General features: G+C 73.3%; 17 protein-coding genes. 3 read left to right on the top strand and 14 right to left on the bottom strand.

Annotated features, from left to right (window positions below):
- Positions 1-274 precede the first annotated feature (274 nt).
- The 5 genes from ACSIH6_RS08165 to ACSIH6_RS08145 form a co-directional block, all read right to left on the bottom strand.
- The gene (locus tag ACSIH6_RS08165) at positions 275-433 is read right to left on the bottom strand and encodes a hypothetical protein (RefSeq protein WP_435107606.1); all 159 of its coding nucleotides are present in this window, start codon (positions 431-433) and stop codon (positions 275-277) included.
- Between the two features lie 46 nt (positions 434-479).
- The gene (locus tag ACSIH6_RS08160; protein WP_013154809.1) at positions 480-758 is read right to left on the bottom strand and encodes a WhiB family transcriptional regulator; all 279 of its coding nucleotides are present in this window, start codon (positions 756-758) and stop codon (positions 480-482) included.
- Positions 759-961: 203 nt separating this feature from the next.
- Positions 962-1,288 (bottom strand): hypothetical protein, encoded by a 327-nt coding sequence (locus ACSIH6_RS08155; RefSeq protein WP_435107605.1) that lies wholly within the window; start codon positions 1,286-1,288, stop codon positions 962-964.
- 258 nt (positions 1,289-1,546) lie between these two features.
- Positions 1,547-2,458 carry an acyl-CoA thioesterase II gene (tesB, locus tag ACSIH6_RS08150; protein ID WP_017564220.1) on the bottom strand — a complete coding sequence of 304 codons (912 nt, stop codon included), beginning with the start codon at positions 2,456-2,458 and terminating at the stop codon, positions 1,547-1,549.
- Positions 2,451-4,577 carry an ATP-dependent DNA helicase UvrD2 gene (locus ACSIH6_RS08145; protein WP_435107604.1) on the bottom strand — a complete coding sequence of 709 codons (2,127 nt, stop codon included), beginning with the start codon at positions 4,575-4,577 and terminating at the stop codon, positions 2,451-2,453. Before ACSIH6_RS08145 ends, tesB begins: the two co-directional genes overlap by 8 nt.
- Positions 4,578-4,823: 246 nt before the next feature.
- Here ACSIH6_RS08145 and ACSIH6_RS08140 point away from each other — a divergent pair, with 246 nt between their 5' ends.
- Together ACSIH6_RS08140 and ACSIH6_RS08135 are read left to right on the top strand one after the other, a co-directional pair.
- On the top strand, positions 4,824-5,084 hold the full coding sequence (locus ACSIH6_RS08140; RefSeq protein WP_017564218.1) for a mycoredoxin: 261 nt from the start codon (positions 4,824-4,826) through the stop codon (positions 5,082-5,084).
- A 146-nt stretch (positions 5,085-5,230) separates the two neighbouring features.
- Positions 5,231-5,686, top strand: a complete 456-nt coding sequence (locus ACSIH6_RS08135; protein WP_210751252.1) for an ANTAR domain-containing protein — start codon at positions 5,231-5,233, stop codon at positions 5,684-5,686.
- A 208-nt stretch (positions 5,687-5,894) separates the two neighbouring features.
- Here ACSIH6_RS08135 and nudC read toward each other — a convergent pair whose 3' ends face one another.
- Positions 5,895-6,845, bottom strand: coding sequence for an NAD(+) diphosphatase (nudC, locus tag ACSIH6_RS08130; RefSeq protein WP_435107603.1), 951 nt, complete (start codon positions 6,843-6,845; stop codon positions 5,895-5,897).
- A gap of 134 nt (positions 6,846-6,979) precedes the next feature.
- Positions 6,980-8,356, bottom strand: coding sequence for a dipeptidase (locus tag ACSIH6_RS08125; RefSeq protein WP_435107602.1), 1,377 nt, complete (start codon positions 8,354-8,356; stop codon positions 6,980-6,982).
- 202 nt (positions 8,357-8,558) lie between these two features.
- On the opposite strand from ACSIH6_RS08125, the gene ACSIH6_RS08120 reads away from it, so the two are divergent.
- Positions 8,559-9,113, top strand: a complete 555-nt coding sequence (locus ACSIH6_RS08120) for an EF-hand domain-containing protein (RefSeq protein ID WP_435107601.1) — start codon at positions 8,559-8,561, stop codon at positions 9,111-9,113.
- A gap of 107 nt (positions 9,114-9,220) precedes the next feature.
- Here the strand turns inward: ACSIH6_RS08120 and ACSIH6_RS08115 are convergent, their stop codons facing one another.
- From ACSIH6_RS08115 to ACSIH6_RS08085, 7 genes are all read right to left on the bottom strand, one after another.
- Entirely contained in the window at positions 9,221-10,273 is a 1,053-nt protein-coding gene (locus tag ACSIH6_RS08115; RefSeq protein WP_435107600.1) for a 2-aminoethylphosphonate ABC transporter substrate-binding protein, read from the bottom strand.
- Positions 10,274-10,297: 24 nt separating this feature from the next.
- Positions 10,298-11,095 carry an ABC transporter permease gene (locus ACSIH6_RS08110; RefSeq protein ID WP_435107599.1) on the bottom strand — a complete coding sequence of 266 codons (798 nt, stop codon included), beginning with the start codon at positions 11,093-11,095 and terminating at the stop codon, positions 10,298-10,300.
- On the bottom strand, positions 11,082-12,011 hold the full coding sequence (locus ACSIH6_RS08105) for a 2-aminoethylphosphonate ABC transporter permease subunit (protein ID WP_435107598.1): 930 nt from the start codon (positions 12,009-12,011) through the stop codon (positions 11,082-11,084). Before ACSIH6_RS08105 ends, ACSIH6_RS08110 begins: the two co-directional genes overlap by 14 nt.
- Positions 12,008-13,063, bottom strand: coding sequence for an ABC transporter ATP-binding protein (locus ACSIH6_RS08100; RefSeq protein WP_435107597.1), 1,056 nt, complete (start codon positions 13,061-13,063; stop codon positions 12,008-12,010). The genes ACSIH6_RS08105 and ACSIH6_RS08100 overlap by 4 nt, the downstream gene beginning before the upstream one ends.
- 4 nt (positions 13,064-13,067) lie before the next feature.
- Positions 13,068-13,751, bottom strand: a complete 684-nt coding sequence (locus tag ACSIH6_RS08095; RefSeq protein WP_435107596.1) for a phosphonatase-like hydrolase — start codon at positions 13,749-13,751, stop codon at positions 13,068-13,070.
- A gap of 2 nt (positions 13,752-13,753) precedes the next feature.
- Positions 13,754-14,869, bottom strand: coding sequence for a TIGR03364 family FAD-dependent oxidoreductase (locus ACSIH6_RS08090; protein ID WP_435107631.1), 1,116 nt, complete (start codon positions 14,867-14,869; stop codon positions 13,754-13,756).
- A 293-nt stretch (positions 14,870-15,162) separates the two neighbouring features.
- Positions 15,163-15,945 (bottom strand): GntR family transcriptional regulator, encoded by a 783-nt coding sequence (locus ACSIH6_RS08085; RefSeq protein ID WP_435107595.1) that lies wholly within the window; start codon positions 15,943-15,945, stop codon positions 15,163-15,165.
- Positions 15,946-15,975: the final 30 nt, after the last annotated feature.

Below are 15,975 nucleotides of genomic sequence, written 5' to 3'. Positions count from 1 at the left end.
GAGCGAGGCGCTCCAGCACAGGTGTGTCCTGTCCTGTTATGTCGCCGATCTGTCGGCTTCTCCGACTCCCGCAACGTAACCGAAAAACACGGACCGGTAGCACATTCCGCCCTGACCAGGGCCGTTTTTCGGCTGTGGGACGGGTCACGAAGGGGCTTCCCGGGACATTCCGGTGCCCTTTCGGATACACAAAAGAGACCGGACGGTGACCCCAGGAGGGGCCCGCCCGGTCCCGGACCGGCACCGTGATCAGTTCAGGGCGTCGTGCGTCCCGTCAACACAGACGTGACCACGCGATTTCCATGAGCGCCTGTTCGGCACGGCGCTCCTCGCGCTGGCGGGCGCGCAACTGGCGAGCGGTGAGCCTTCTGCCCTGCTGTTCACGCGTCTCGACGTCGGTCCGCTCGACCACGCGCATGAGTTCCATCATCATCTGTCTTCGATCCTTCGGGTCTGTGGGGAGGCTGTGGCTGGAACGGTCAGGCCGCGACCGGAGCGGGGTTCTTCCGGGGGCGGCCCCTGGGGCGCTTGCGCGCCACGACCTGTCCGGAGACGAGCAGCTGCCCGCCCCAGACCCCCCAGGGCTCGCCGCGCTCCAGGGCGTCGGCCAGGCACTGCTCCCGTACGGGGCACGCGCCGCAGACGGCCTTGGCCGCCTCGACGTCGGCGGGCGCCTCGGCGAAGAACAGGTCGGGCTCCAGGCGGCAGGGAACTTCGGTGTCGCCCAGCCAGGGCGTTTCCAGGACCGACGCAAGCATCGGTGCCCTCCAAGATCTTTGATCGTTTCGTACAACGCGGTCGGTGACTGGTCACCGGAACCGGTCCGGTGGGGGACCTGGACTTGCGATGCCGCCGCCCTCTCCCTCGTCCCTGGGGGACGGGGAGCTGGCGAAGATACAAAGAAAGCCGCGGCCCCTGTCGGGGTCCGCGGCCACGGTCGAAGCTCTCGGCCTGTCCTGCTCTAGGCCGAAATCCTCCGTGGACACTCCCCCGATGCGCCATACGGGCGCTGGGTAGCTTCTGCTGCGTGCTTCGTCTGGCGCTTGCCACGATCAAGGGCGAGCTCGGACTCGACGGACACACCACTGCCGAGGACGGTCCGCTCGATCTGGGACGCCATCAACGGGGAACGGGATCCGAGGAACCCGGTGCCGCCGTTGCCGACGCCCGCGGCGAAGACGTCCGTGTGACCGCCCAGGAGGGTGCCCTGAACAGCGGTCGGGGACAGCTGACGCGACGGCATGGCGAAGCCGGTGACGAAGCCTGTGGTCTCCGTGATGCTGGTCATTGGATCGGGCACCTCCTTCACTGTCGGGCGGCGGGATCTTGCACCCGCGCCGGGAGCGGTCATTGCGACGAGGTACACACTATGGGTTGGCGCAGAAAGAGAGCAACCTATTTTTGACCTGCGGAAACGTCCGCATCCGGTCATGGGTTCGCGGGAATGCCGCGGCGCCCGGAGGCGTTGCCCTCTGGCATCCCCCGTCCTCCCCGCGACGCGACGAGGCCCCGGTCACGGCACGTGCCGTGACCGGGGCCTTCTCCTCTAGAACGGTTCCGGAAGGGTGTCGGACCAGCCCTCGGCGTCCACCACCCGAATCAGTCCCTCCTGCACCACCGAGCACACGAGTTCGCCCTCGCGGGTGTAGACCAGCCCGCGCGCCAGGCCGCGGGCTCCCTGAGCGGTCGGGGCCTCCTGCGCGTACAGCAGCCACTCGTCGGCGCGGAACGGCCGGTGGAACCACATCGCGTGGTCCAGGCTGGCCATGGAGATCCCCGCGAAGGAGCGGCCGTGGCGCAGCAGCACGGTGTCCAGCAGGGTCATGTCCGAGGCGTAGGTCATCAGACACACGTGGGTGAGACGGTCATCGGGCAGTTTGCCGTCCACCTTGAGCCACACCGGGTTGTTGGCGGTGCGCAGCCGCGGGTCGCGCTCGGCCTCGTAGGACAGCGGTCCCACCGGGCGCAGCTCGATGGGGTGCCAACGCACGAACCCGGGCACCCGGCCGAAGGCCTCCCGCAGGCGCTCGCGGGTGCTCGGCAGCTCCTCCGGCGGCGGGACGTCGGGCATCGGGATCCGGTGGTCCAGACCCGGCTCCTCCTTGTGGAAGGAGGCCGACAGGGTGAAGATCGGCTTGCCGTGCTGGACGGCCACCACCCGGCGGGTGGTGAAGGAGCGGCCGTCCCGGACGCGGTCCACCTCGTAGACGATGGGCACCGAGGGGTCGCCGGGGCGTATGAAGTACGCGTGCAGGGAGTGCACGTGGCGCTCGGTGGGGACGGTGCGCCCCGCCGCGACCAGCGCCTGGCCCGCGACCTGGCCGCCGAACACCCGCTGCGGACCCTCCTCGGGGCTGCTGCCCCGGAAGATGTCGTCCTCGATCCGCTCCAGGTCCAGCACGGTCAGCAGGTCGGCGAGGGACTGCCCCCGCACCTGCGCGTCGGCGCTCTCACTCATCCGCCGCTTCCTCCCCGTCGTCTTCCGCCCGGCGGTCCGCGACGTCCGCCGGGTCCGCGCCCTCCACCAGCGCCAGTACCGCCTCACCGTAGCGATCGAGCTTGACCGCGCCGACACCGGACACGGCCGCGAGCTGGGTGAGGCTGCCGGGCTCCTGCTCGGCGACGGCCTGGAGGGTGGCGTCGGTGAAGATCACGTACGCGGGCACCTTCTGCTCCTGCGCGCACGCGCGGCGCCATTCGCGCAACCGCTCCAGCAGGGCCTCGTCGTAGCTGGAGGGGCAGTCCAGGCAGCGGCCCAGCTTGCGCTCGGCCGCGTCGGTGAGGGTCGCCGAGCACACCCGGCAACGGGTCACGCCGCCCTTGCGGCGCTCGGCGCGCCGGGAGGCGGTGGACGGGGAGGCGGGGCGCAGGCCGTCGAGGAAGCGGGAGGGCTTGCGGGTCTTCCTGCCGCCGGGCGAGCGGGCCAGGGACCACGACATCGCCAGGTGCTCGCGGGCCCGCGTGACGCCCACGTAGAACAGGCGGCGCTCCTCCTCCACCTGCTCGTCGGTCTCGGCGTAGATGATCGGCATCATGCCCTCGGTGAGGCCGACCAGGAAGACGGCGTCCCACTCCAGGCCCTTGGCCGCGTGCAGGGAGGCGATGGTGACGCCCTCGAAGCCGGGCGCGTGCTCGGTGGCCATGCGCACGTCGAGCTCGTCCACGAGGTCGGCCATGGTCACCGGCGCGCCGTCGGGCCGCGGCGCGGCGGCCATGTCCTCGGCCAGCTGGGCCAGCGCGGACAGCGACTCCCAGCGCTCGCGGGCCTGGCGCCCCTCGGGCGCGGCCTCGGTCAGGCCGAGCTGCCCGAGCAGCTGGCGGACGGTGCGCACCAGGGGCTCGGCCTCCTCCCCCGCCGCACCGTGCCGGGCGCCGCGCAGGGTGTGCACGGCCTGCTTGATCTCGGGGCGCTCGAAGAACCGGGTGGTCCCGCGCATCGTGAACGGCACGCCCTCGTCGGTCAGGGCCTGTTCGTAGGAGGCCGACTGGCCGTTGGTGCGCACCAGCACCGCGATCTCGCTGGCCGGAGTGCCGCCCTCCATCAGGACGCTGATCTTGCGGGCGACCCCGGTGGCCTCGGCGGGCTCGTCGTCGTACTCCTGGTACATGGGGTCGGGGCCGTCGGGGCGCTGGGCCTGGAGGGTCAGGTGCTGGGCGGAGGTCGTGCCGCGCGCCTGGGCGATGACGTGGTTGGCCACCCGCACGACCTGGGGGGTGGAGCGGTAGTCGCGGACCAGCTGGACCACGGTGGCGTGGGGGTAGCGGGCGCCGAACCCGGTCAGGTAGCCGGGGGTGGCCCCGGCGAAGGAGTAGATGGTCTGGCTGGGGTCGCCGACCACGCACAGGTCGTCGCGGTCGCCCAGCCAGGCGTCCAGGAGCAGGCGCTGGAGCGGGTTGACGTCCTGGAACTCGTCGACGACGAAGTACCGGTACTGCTCGCGCACGCGCTGGGCGATGGCCGGGTACTCGGTGATCATGCCTGCGGTGAGTTCGAGCATGGACTCGAAGTCGAGGAGGTTGTGCTCGCGGCGTATGTCCTCGTAGGCCTCGAAGACCCGGGCCACCTCGCCCGCGGGCATCGGGGGCTGGCGGCCCGCCTTGACCACGGCCTTGTCGTAGTCGGTGGGGCGCACCTGGGTGACCTTGGACCACTCGATCTCGCTGGCCAGGTCACGCAGGCCGTTGCGGTCGGGCTGCAGGCCCACCGAGTGGGCGGCGCGGGAGACCACCGAGAGCTTGCTCTCGATGAGGGTGGGCTTCTCGCCGCCGACGACCTGGGGCCAGAAGAAGGAGAGCTGGCGCAGGGCGGCGGCGTGGAAGGTGCGGGCCTGCACGCGGGGGGCGCCCAGGGCGCGCAGCCTGCCGCGCATCTCCCCGGCGGCGCGCGCGGTGAAGGTGACCGCGAGGACCTGCTGCTCGGCGACCACCCCGCTGGAGACCGCGTACGCGATGCGGTGGGTGATGGCCCGGGTCTTGCCCGTTCCGGCACCGGCCAGGATGCACACGGGGCCGCGCAGCGCGCGTGCGGCCTGGGTCTGCTCCGGGTCCAGTCCCTCCAGGACGCGGTCGGGGTCCATGGTGCTCCTGCGTAGGGTCGGGGTGGATGGGGTCCCAGTCTCTCAAGTATCGGTCGTGGCGGGGAGCGGATCGGCCCCCGCGCCCGCCGCCGGGCCGCGTGAGGCACATCAGACATTCCAGAACCAGTTGGTCCTGTGAGGCGTCCCACGTTGTGTCGCGCGGTCCCGGGAAGCGGTCCGGACCCCTCGGTGTTGAGATGACCGGACCGACCCATCGACCGTAGACGAAAGAAGGACGTGAGCGACATGACGAGCGCGGCGACCGAACAGTTCACGATGTACACCACCCCGTGGTGCGGGTACTGCAAACGGCTCAAGAGCCAGCTCGCCCGCGAGGGAATCACCGGTCGTGAGGTGAACATCGAGGAGCACCCGGAGGCCGCGGAACTGGTCATGAAGGCCAACGGCGGCAACCAGACGGTTCCGACGCTGGTCTTCAGTGACGGCGCGGCGATGACCAACCCGTCGCTCGCTCAGGTGAAGCAGAAACTGGCCGAGCTGTCGTAGGACGGTACGCGGGCCGCGGGCCGCGCCCCAGGGTGCGGCCCGGGGCCCGCACCGCGGGGCCCGCCTTCGGCGGTGCACCTCCGACGGCGCTCGGGTCACGAAGGGCTCGGACGATGACGACGGGGAGTGTGGAGTTGGGGGAGGACATGAGGCCTCATGACATTGCGGTCGCCGACACGGTGGACACCGGTGTGGTCCGCCGCACCCCGGCCGGGTGGCGGGTGGGCGGCGGCGAGGAGGTGCCCGACCTGGTGAGCGCGATGGTCCTGGCGGACCTGCTCACCGGCGAGTCGGGGACCCGGACCCCGCGTTCCCAGGCGCCCGGCCGGGCCCCGGAGGGCGCTTCGGAGGTGGAACGGCTGCGGCACACCATCGCGCAGCTGGAGCACGCGCTGCACTCACGCGTGGTGGTGGAGCAGGCGATCGGGGTCCTGGCGGAGCGGCACACGATGGCGCCCCGCGAGGCCTTCGAGCGGCTGCGCTCCTCGGCGCGCTCGCGCGGCCGCAAGGTGGCCGACCTGGCGCGGGACGTGGTGGAGAGCAGCACGAGCCCTCTCACCGTGCTGCCCGACGAACTGGGCGCCTCCCCCGGTTCGCGTTAGCGGACTGGCCAGAAACGTTGCTGGTGTGGCACGAGAGGTTCCGACCTGCGGTGATCTTGTACTTGTAGCGAGGTTGGACCGTCGAGACACGCTGTAAGTACAAGATCACGGCGGGGCCCCGGCCCCGCCCGGGCGCTTTCCCCCGTACCCCGGAGGCGTCCTCGCCGGCAGCGGCTCCCGTCCGCCGCTCGCGGGAGCTGGTCCGGGGTCACCAGCCGCCGGGGAGATCGGCGCCGTACCAGTGCTCGATGAGGGTGCGGGCGATCGAGACCCGCCCGGGCAGCAGGACCTCCTCCGAGTGCACGGCCTCGGCCAGTTCGGCGCGGGTGAACCACCGGGTGACGCCGATCTCGTCGTCGGTGCGCTCGGTCTCGCCCACGGCCCGCGCGGTGTAGCCCACCATCAGGCTGCGCGGGAAGGGCCAGGGCTGCGAGGACAGGTAGCGCGGGCGCTCGACCACGATCCCCGCCTCCTCGGCGACCTCGCGGACCACGGCCTGCTCCAGCGACTCCCCCGCGTCGACGAACCCGGCCAGCACCGAGAAGCGGCGGGCGTCCCAGTGGGGGTTGTTGCCCAGCAGCATCTCCTCGCGGCCGTCGCGCTCGCGGTGCACCAGCATGATCACCGCCGGGTCCATCCGGGGGTACTGCTCGGTGCCCTCCTCGTCGCACACGCGCACGTGCCCGGCCGCGGCCGGGGTGGTGCGGGAGCCGCAGCGGGGGCAGAACCCGTGAGTGGCGTTCCAGTTCGCGAGGGCGACGGCGCGGGTCATCAGCCCGGTGTCGCGGTCGCCCAGGAGCGAGCCGATCTCGCGCAGGGAGGCCGGGGCGGCCTGTTCGGTGGCGGCGAGCTCCCGGCCGGAGCGGACCGCGAAGTAGGCGTCCCGCCCGTCGGTGCCGAGCAGGTAGCGCTCGCCCTCGGGCGCCTCGGCCGGGGGGACCATGACGAGTTCGGGGCTGTCCCCGGTGGTGATCAGGGCCCGGGACTGCTTGGCCATGACGGCCCGCCAGCCGTGGCTGACGGGGTCCCCGCCCTCCAGTACCAGCACCCGGGTGCCCGGGGCGGCCCACGCCTCGGCCAGCCACTCCCCGTCCAGGCGCCGGTGCGCGGCGGGGTCGACGGAGAAGCGGGAGAGGGAGGGAGTCGCGTCGGCGTCCATGGGTCCTTCCGGATCGGCGGGCCGCCTGGCGGGGCCCGTGTCTACAGCGTGCATAACACCCGTCGGGACCGCGCGCATCCTTGCGCGGCGTGGTCCCCGTGCGCGGCGTGGTCCCACCGCCGCGCGGTCACGGCTCAGCCGACGCCGCCGAGTTCCTCCCACAGGTACGCGGCGCTCTCGGCGCCCTTGAGCAGCAGGGGGACCTCCACCTTCTCGTTGGGGGCGTGGATGCGGTCCTCGTCCAGGCCGACGGCGAGGAAGACCAGCGGCGCCCCGAGGATGTCGGCGATGTCGGCCTCGGGGCCGCTGCCGCCCTCGCGGGTGAACAGGACCTGCGTGCCGAAGGCGCGCTCCATGGCCGAGCGGGCCGCCTTCAGCGCGGTGGAGGACAGGTCGGAGGCGCAGGCGCGCACGCCCGGTCCGCCGAACTCCGTCTCGGCGCGCAGGCCCTCGGGGGTGGCCGCCTCGACGTAGGCGCGGACGCGGTCCTGCACGTGCAGCGGGTCCTGGCCGGGAACCAGCCGGAAGCTGACCTTGGCGTGCGCGGAACGCGGGACGACGGTCTTGCCCCCCGAGCCGGTGTGGCCGCCCCACATGCCGTTGATCTCGGCGGTCGGGCGCAGCCAGATCCGCTCCAGCGTGTTGTAGCCCCGCTCACCCCAGGTGGCGGTGGAGGCGGCGGTGGCCAGCCACTCGCGCTCGTCGAAGGGCAGCAGGGCGATGAGGTCGCGCTCCTCCTGGCTGGCCTCGACCACCCCGTCGTGGAACCCGGGGACGGCGACCCGGCCGTCCTCGTCGTGCAGGCCGGACAGCAGGTCGCTCATGGCCTTGAGCGGGTTGGGGACGGCACCGCCGAAGGAGCCGCTGTGCAGGTCGCGTCCGGGGCCGTACAGACTGATCTCGACGTCGGTGACGCCGCGCATGCCCACGCACATGGACGGGGTGTCGGCCGCCCACATGGTGGTGTCGGAGATGACGGCGACGTCGCAGGCCAGGCGGTCGCGGTTGGCGCGCATCAGGTCGGCGAAGTGGACCGAGCCCGACTCCTCCTCGCCCTCCACGAGCAGCTTGAGCGTGACGGGCGGGGCGTCGGCGCCGGAGGCGGCCAGGGCGGCGCTCACGCCGAGGGCGTGGAAGAGCACCTGTCCCTTGTCGTCGGAGGCCCCGCGCGCGAACAGGGAGGTGCCGCGCTCGGTGGGCGTGAACGGATCGGTCTCCCACTCCTGGACCGGGTCGACGGGCTGGACGTCGTGGTGTCCGTAGACGAGCACGGTGGGGGCGTCGGGGTCGGCGGCGGGCCACTCGGCGAACACGGCGGGCAGGCCGGGGGTCTGCCACACCTCGACGGTGGGGAAGCCGGTCGCGGTGAGGTGGTCGGCGAGCCACCGGGCGGAGCGGACCACGTCGGGATGGTGCGCGGGGTCGGCGGAGATGGAGGGGATCGCCAGCCACTCCTTGAGGGAGGAGACGAACTCGTCCCGGTGTGCCTCGATGTGGGCGCGTACGTCCATGGGGCCCGTCCTTGCTCGACGTCGTTGTCGGGAACGAGCCTAGGACCTGCGCGAACCGCCCCGGCACGCGGGCCGGGGCCCTTCCCCGCCCGTCTCGGGCGCCGTCCGGGCCCGGACCGGGCGCGCGGGGGCGGGGAACCCCTCCGGTCGCGGGACACTCGAAGGTGCAGGGGTGGGACGCGCCCGCCCGCCGACGAGAGGAATGCACGTGGACACCGTTCCCGCCACCGCGGTCGCCGAGAGGTTCGGCCGCCTCTTCGACACGCTGGACACCGACCGCGACGGGGCCATCACCTGGGACGACTACCAGCGCCTGGTCGACCGCTACACGAACGGGTACGCGCTGGACCTGAGCGACCGCCGGGCCCAGGCCGTCCGCGCCTCCTATCAGATGCTCTGGCTGGAGCTGCTCCGCCACGGGTCGCCCGCCGAGGCGCGCCTGGACCGGGAGGCGTTCGTCGCGGCGATGCACGCCGCCTCCGAGGACAGGAGCCGGTTCAACATGACCGAGGGCGTGGCCGAGGCGGTCTTCGACCTCCTCGACACCGACGACGGCGGGTCGATCAGCGAGGCGGAGTACGTCAGGTACGCCGAGGTCCTGGGGGCCTCCTCCTCCGACGCCCTGGACCGGTTCAAGGCCCTGGACACCGACGGCGACGGGTTCATCGGCCGCGCGGAGTTCGTCCTGTCGGCTCGGGAGTACCTCTTCGGCGAGGACTCCGCCTCCCCGGGCGGGTTCGTCTTCGGCGTGATCTGAGCCCTCCCGCCGGTCCCGCGCGCGGTTCCTCCGGCGCGCGGGACCGGCGGCCGCCTACGGGTCAGTAGTGGCCCGGGCTGCCACCCGAGGCCCGTGACCGGCCGGGGTCAGCCGCCGGTGGCCTCGCGCCAGGCGTCGAGGTACTCGGGCAGGTTGGCGTCGATGTCGTCCCAGTCGGGCTCGAAGACCTCCACGCCCTCCATGAGCGCCTCCAGCTCCTCGGCGCCCTCGCCCTCCACCGGGACGTCGGTGCGGGCGGGGAAGCCCCCGGCGACGGGGACGACCTGCTCCTGGGCGGCCTCGGAGAGCAGGAAGTCGAGGAGGGCACGGCCGTTGTCGGCCTGGGGCGCGCCCTCGACGAGCCCGGCGGTGTAGGGCAGGGCGAAGGTGGTCGGCTGGCCTCCCTCGGTGGCGGGGAACCAGATGCCGAGGTTGGGCATGGTGCGGGCCTGGGCGAAGTTCATCTGGACGTCGCCGTTGGCGACCAGCAGCTCGGCCTTGTCCACCTTGGGGCCGAGCGCGCCGGTGGAGGAGGACGGGCCGACGTTGTTGGCCTGGAGCTCGCCGAGGTAGTCCATGGCGGGCTCCAGGCCGCCGAAGTCGTGCATGGTCTGGATGAGCACGGCCGTGCCGTCGCCCGCCACGCCCGGCGTGGAGTACTGGAGGCGGCCCTCGAAGCGGGGGTCGAGCAGGTCCTCCCAGGTGGCGGGCGGCTCCTCCAGCTCCTCGGTGTTGTAGGTGAGGCAGAAGTAGTTGTCGACGATCGAGGTCCACCTGCCCTCGGGGTCCTTGACCTCGACGTGCTCGGAGCCCTGCGGCTCGTACTCCTGGAGCAGGCCCATGCCGTCGGCCTGCTGGATGAAGGGCGGCAGGGTGACGATGACGTCGGCCTGCGGGTTGGCCTTCTCACGTCCGGCGCGCTGGACGATCTCACCCGAGCCGCCCTCGACGTACTGGACGGTGACGCCGGTCTCGGCCTCGAAGTCGGCGAAGACCTGGTCGAGCCAGCCGGTGCCCTCCTCGTTGCGCAGGCCGTCGGCGGTGTAGACGGTGACGGTGTCGGCGGGGTCGGAGGCGGCGCAGGAGGTCAGGGCACCGGCGAGGGCGAGCGCCGTGGCGGCGGCGGACACACGGGCGGCGGTCATGCGGACGGCGGACATGGCGGGCCTTCCTGGGAGAAGAGGTCAGCGGTAGGCGGCGCGGGTGCGCACGCGGGAGAGCAGCAGCAGGACGGCCAGGGTGGTGGCCATCAAGGCGATGGCCGAGGCCGCCCCGGAGAAGAGGGCGCCCCGGTCGGTGGCGGCGTAGATCTGGACCGGCAGCGGCATCCAGCTGGGCGGGTAGAGCATCATCGTGGCGCTCAGCTCGCCCATGGACAGGGCGAAGCAGAGCCCGGCGGCGGCGCTGAGCGAGGGCAGCAGCAGGGGCAGCCGCACCTGGAACAGCACCCGCGCCGGGCGGGCGCCGAGGGACGCGGCCACCTGCGCGTAGGCCGGGTCGAGCCGGTCCAGGGCGGCGGAGACCGACTGGTGGGCGAAGGCCGTCACCAGCACGGTGTGCGCGATGAGCACGATGGCCTGGGTGCCGTTGAGCAGCAGGGGCGGGCGGCTGAAGGCCACCAGCAGGGCCAGTCCGACGACCACCGTGGGAACCGCGACGGGCAGCATGAAGAGGGCGTCGAGGACGGCCCGGCCGCGTCGGCGCAGCGCGTGCGCGGTCAGCGCGGACCAGGTCCCGGCGACCAGGGCCAGGACGCTGGCGGTGGCGGCGGTGACCACGCTGACGCGCAGCGCCTCCAGGGTGGTGCCCCGGGACAGCCCGGCGAAGTTGTCCAGGGTGGGCCCCGAGGGCAGGACACCGCTCCAGTTGGTGGACACCGACGCGGTGACGATGACGCCGAGCGGGAGCAGGAACAGCGGCAGGACGAGCGCGGCGAACAGCGCCCACACGACCCAGCGGGCGGGTCGGCTATGCACGAGCACGGCGGCCTCCGGAGGGTGCGCGCAACCGGGTGGTGGCCGCGCGGTAGACGAGGTAGAGGGAGACCGACAGGGCCGCGTTGACCGTGGCCACGACGCAGGCGGTGGTGTAGTCGGCCTCCAGGATCGCCGAGCTGTAGACGAGCATCGGCAGGGTCACCACGTCCTTGGCCCCGGTGAACAGGACGATCGCGAACTCGTTGAGGCACAGCACCAGCACGAGCGCGCCTCCGGCGGCGAGCGCGGGCAGGGCCTCGGGCAGGATGACGGCCCGCACGATCCTGAGGGGGCGGGCCCCCAGGGAGGAGGCGACCTCGATCTGCGCGGTGTCGAGCTGGGCGAACGCGGCGAGCAGCGGTCGCATGACGAACGGCGTGAAGTAGGTGATCTCGGCGAGGACCACGCCCCAGGGCGTGGCGAGGAAGCTGATCGGGCCGGTCTCGGCGCCGGTGGCCTCCGTCCACACGCCGTTGGCCACGCCCACGGTGCCGTAGAGGAACAGCAGCGCGAGGGTGATGAGGAAGGACGGGAAGGACAGGTAGGTGTCGATGAACCGTGCGGTGGCCCCGCTGCCGGGGAAGGGCACGAACGCCACGACCAGGGCGAGGAGGAAGCCCAGGACCAGGCAGCCCAGCGTGGCGGTGACCGCGATGAGCACGGTGGTGACCAGCGCCGACCGGAAGGAGTCCGAGGACAGGACGTCGGCGTGGTGGGCGGTGGTGAGTCCGCCTCCGGGCGCGGTGACCGACTCCAGCGCGACGAGGGCGAGCGGGTACAGGAACACCAGGGCGAGCAGCACGACGGGCGGCACGGCCCACACCCACACGGGGAGGGTGCGGGGCGCCCGGGCCGGGGCGGCCCCGCCCTCGGAGGGCGCGGACGCGGTGCCCGCCGGGGTCGGTGCGGTCCGGACGCTCACGAGGTCTCCTCCTCCGGCAGCAGGACGGCGTCCCGGCGGGCGAAGCCGAGCGTCACCGCCGCACCGGTCTCGGGCGGGGTCCGCATCTCCCGGAGTTCGGCGGTGACGGGGACGCCGCCGACCAGGGCGGTGACCCGGTGGGTGGAGCCGCGCCACTGGACGTCGGTGACCCGCCCCTCCAGGGTGTGCTCGCCCCCGCCGAGGGTGAGCCGGTGCGGGCGCAGGCACACCCGCAGCCCGTCGCCGTCACCGGTGCCGGGCGGCAGGTCGCCGGGGTCGGCCTCCAGGGCGGTACCGCAGCAGTGCACCCGCCCGTCGGCCAGGCGCGCGGGCAGCAGGTTGGCGCCGCCGACGAAGCGGGCGGTGAACGGCGTCCGGGGGCGCTGGTAGAGGCGCTGGGGCGTGTCGCAGTCGCGCAGCCGGGCCCGGTCCAGGACCGCCACCCGGTCGGCCAGGGTGAGCGCCTCGCTCTGGTCGTGGGTGACGTAGAGGATCGTGACGTCGGGCAGTTCGCGGTGCAGGCGGGCCAGCTCGGCGAGCATGTCCGAGCGCAGCTGGGCGTCGAGCGCGGACAGCGGCTCGTCCAGCAGCAGCACGCCGGGGCGGATGGCCAGGGCGCGGGCGATGGCCACCCGCTGCTGCTGCCCGCCGGACAGCTCGCGCGGGTGGCGGCGCGCGTAGTCCCCCATCCCGGTCATCTCCAGCGCCTCGGCGGCCCGCCCGGCGATCTCGCGGCGCGGCACGCCCTGCGCCCTCAGCCCGAAGGCGACGTTCTGGTCCACCCGCATGTGGGGGAAGAGGGCGTAGCTCTGCACGACCATGCCCACGCCCCGCAGGTGCGGCGGCAGGCCGGTGACGTCGCGCCCGCCGAGCAGGACGCGCCCGGAGGCGGGGCGGACGAACCCGGCGACGGCGCGCAGCGCGGTGGTCTTGCCCGAGCCGGAGGGGCCCAGCAGCGCCATGAACTCGCCGGGTTCGACGGTGAGGTCGAGGTCGTCCAGGACCACGGTCTCCCCGTAGGCGACGCTGACGCGGTCGAAGCGGATACCCACGGGTTCAGCCCTCCCGCGCGGCGAGCAGTCCGGGCAGGTCGGCCACGCCGTCCAGGACGTGGGTGGCCCCGGCCGCGCGCAGGGCGGCGTCGTCGTGGGCGCCGGTGCGGACCCCCGCGGCGACCGAGGCCCCCGCGCCCAGTCCGCTGCGGATGTCGGAGGCGGTGTCGCCGACGACGGCGACGGCGGCCACGGAGGAGACCCGAGCGCGCAGGGCGGCGGTGAGCACCATGTCGGGGTGGGGCCGACCGCGCCCGCCCGCGTCGGCGGGGCACAGGACGAGGTCAGCGGCGTCCCGCCAGCCCAGGGCGCGCAGGACGCGTTCCTGGGTGTCGCGGGAGAAGCCGGTGGCCAGGGCGGTCGTGCGGCCCTGGGAGCGCAGCTCGCGCAGGGCCTCCTCGGCTCCGGGCAGGGGCGCGCAGCGGCCCTCGTCCACCAGGCGGGCGTAGGCCCGCTCGAAGGCGCGGTTGGCCTCCTGGGCGCGGTCCTCGTCGCCGCACAGGTGGCGGAAGACGGTGATCTTGGACTCGCCCATGGTGGCGCGCACGTACGCGGCGGCCTCGGTGGTGTGGTCGGGCAGGGCCGCCTCGAAGGCCGCCTCGACGAGGCCGTCGTCGGCGACGGTGGTACCCGCCATGTCCAGGACGACGAGTTCGACGGGCGGGGCGGGGACGGTGGTGGAGTGCATGGTTACCAGCCCAGTTCGTTGGCGGTGGTCTCGGCGATGGCCGGGGAGCAGGTCATCCCGCGCCCGCCCGGTCCGGTGACCAGCCAGGCGTCGGGGCCCACGGGGGCGCGGTGGACGACCCGGGAGGGGTCGGCGCACTGGGCGTAGACGCCCGCCCAGCGCTGGCGGATCGGGGGCAGCGGTCGGCCCAGGAGGCGGCTGGCGACTCCGGCGAGGTGCTCGTAGGGGTCCTCGGCGGTGTCGAAGGAGAAGGGCGCGTCGTACTCGTGGGTGTCGCCGATGGTCAGGGAGCCGTCGGCGCGCTGGACCATGAGCAGCTGCATGCGGTGGTCGCGCGCGGTGGGCGGCTGGGGCTGGGCCTCGTTGAGGGCGTCCAGCTCGGGGCCCCGGTAGGCCGGGTAGTAGCGGAAGCTGTCGCCGTCGGCGACGGAGGTGGTGAGGGTCTCTCCCAGGGGATCGGTCTGGGCCATCTGGAGGCGGACGCGGCGCACGGGCAGGTCGGGGACGAGTTCGCGGACCAGGCCGCCGAGCCAGGCGCCGGTGCACAGGACGACGGCGTCGCCGCGGTGGACCTGTCCGTGGTCGTCGCGGACGGCGCCCGGTCCGGCCAGGTCGCGGACCTCGCGCCCGGTCAGGAGGGTGTAGCGGCCGCTGCGGCCGAGTTCGGCCTGGAGGGCGGCCTGGGCGGTGCGGGGTTCGACCTGGGCGTCGCTGCGGCACCACAGGGCGCCGAGGTGGTCGCCGCGCAGGGCCGGGTTGACCTCGCGGATCCGCTCGGGGCCGAGGAGCTCGTAGCCGCGCTCGGCCGCGTCGGAACCCCGGGACGCCGCTCGGGCCACGGCCAGCTCGTGGTCGGTGGTGGCGACGGTCAGGGAGCCGGACGGGCGGAAGCCCAGGGCGGGGACGCGTTCGGCGATCTCCTGCCACAGGACGCGGGCCCGGCGGGCGGCCTCCAGCTCGGGGCCGGGCGCGCGTCCGCCGACCCAGACGAGGCCGAAGTTGCGGACGGAGGCGCCGCGGGCCGCCGCCTCGCGTTCGAGGTGGACGACCTCGTGGCCTCGGGAGACGGCGTGCCAGGCGTGCATGGTACCGAGGACTCCGGCACCGACGATGATCACTCTCATGGTTCGAGGTTCGTCGGTGCGGGTGGAGGCGACCGAGCGCGGCGGGGACGCCCCGGTGAACCGGGGCCAAACTTTGGACCAGACCCGTTATCATTCTGATATAAAAAGTGCCCGGCGGACGGCCCGCGGCACCCGACGCTTCGCACGTCCCGGAACCTGGGCTCGAAGCGTCCGCCCGTAGGCGCTGGCCTCGGGCCGACCGGAAACGTTGCCGGTGTGGCACAAGGGTTCTGACCTGCGGCCAACAGCGTCACGGCCATCAGGGTCGCTGCCACCGGCGAAGACCCTCATCCCCGCCCGTCCCCGGCCAGGTGGACGCTGAAGCTGAACCGGTCGCCCCGGTAGAGCGAGCGCACCCGTTCGAAGGGGCCGCCCTTCTCGTCCCGGGAGACCCGGTGGATGAGCAGCATCGGCAGTGCCGGAGGGGTACCGATGAGCAGGGCCTCGCGCGGGGCTGCCAGCACGGTCTCCAGGCGCTCGTCGGCGTCGCCGAACGTGATGCCGACCCTGTCGGCGAGGTAGCCGTAGAAGGTGGAGTCCGGATCGAAGTCGACGTCCAGGCGGGGCACGCGCGCCACCGCGATGTAGGTGGACTCCAGCCCCACCCGCTCGTCGTCGGCCAGCAGGACCCGCTCCAGGTGCCAGACCGGCTCGCCGGGGCTCAGGTGCAGCTCCTCGGCCAGCCGGGGCGGGCACGGCCAGCTGCGCAGGTCGATGAGGGAGCGGCCCGGCCGGAGCCCCTGGCGGCGCACGCCCTCGGTGTAGCTGGCCAGGGACAGGGGCTGCTCCAGCTTGGGACCGGCCACCACCGTGCCGCGCCCCCGGCGGCTGAGCCTGCCCTCCAGCAGGAGGTCGCGCAGCGCCTGGCGGACCGTCTCGCGGGCCGCGCCGAAGCGCTCGGCCAGCTCGCGCTCGGTGGGCAGCGGCTGGCCCACCGCCAGTCCGGACACCAGCTCGGTGAGCCGTATCCGGACCGCGTAGTACTTGGGGACGCGCCCGTGCTCGGGCACTCCCTCGCGCACGGGGGCGCCGCTGTCCTGGGGGATTCCTGGGATCGACACGCGGGTCATTGTCCACCACACCGGTGAACGGACGGCGAC

Source organism: Nocardiopsis synnemataformans (assembly GCF_965343085.1).
Classification (GTDB): domain Bacteria; phylum Actinomycetota; class Actinomycetes; order Streptosporangiales; family Streptosporangiaceae; genus Nocardiopsis; species Nocardiopsis alborubida.
Note: the sequence above shows the minus strand (reverse complement) of the source record. Positions and strands in the feature narration are given on the sequence as shown.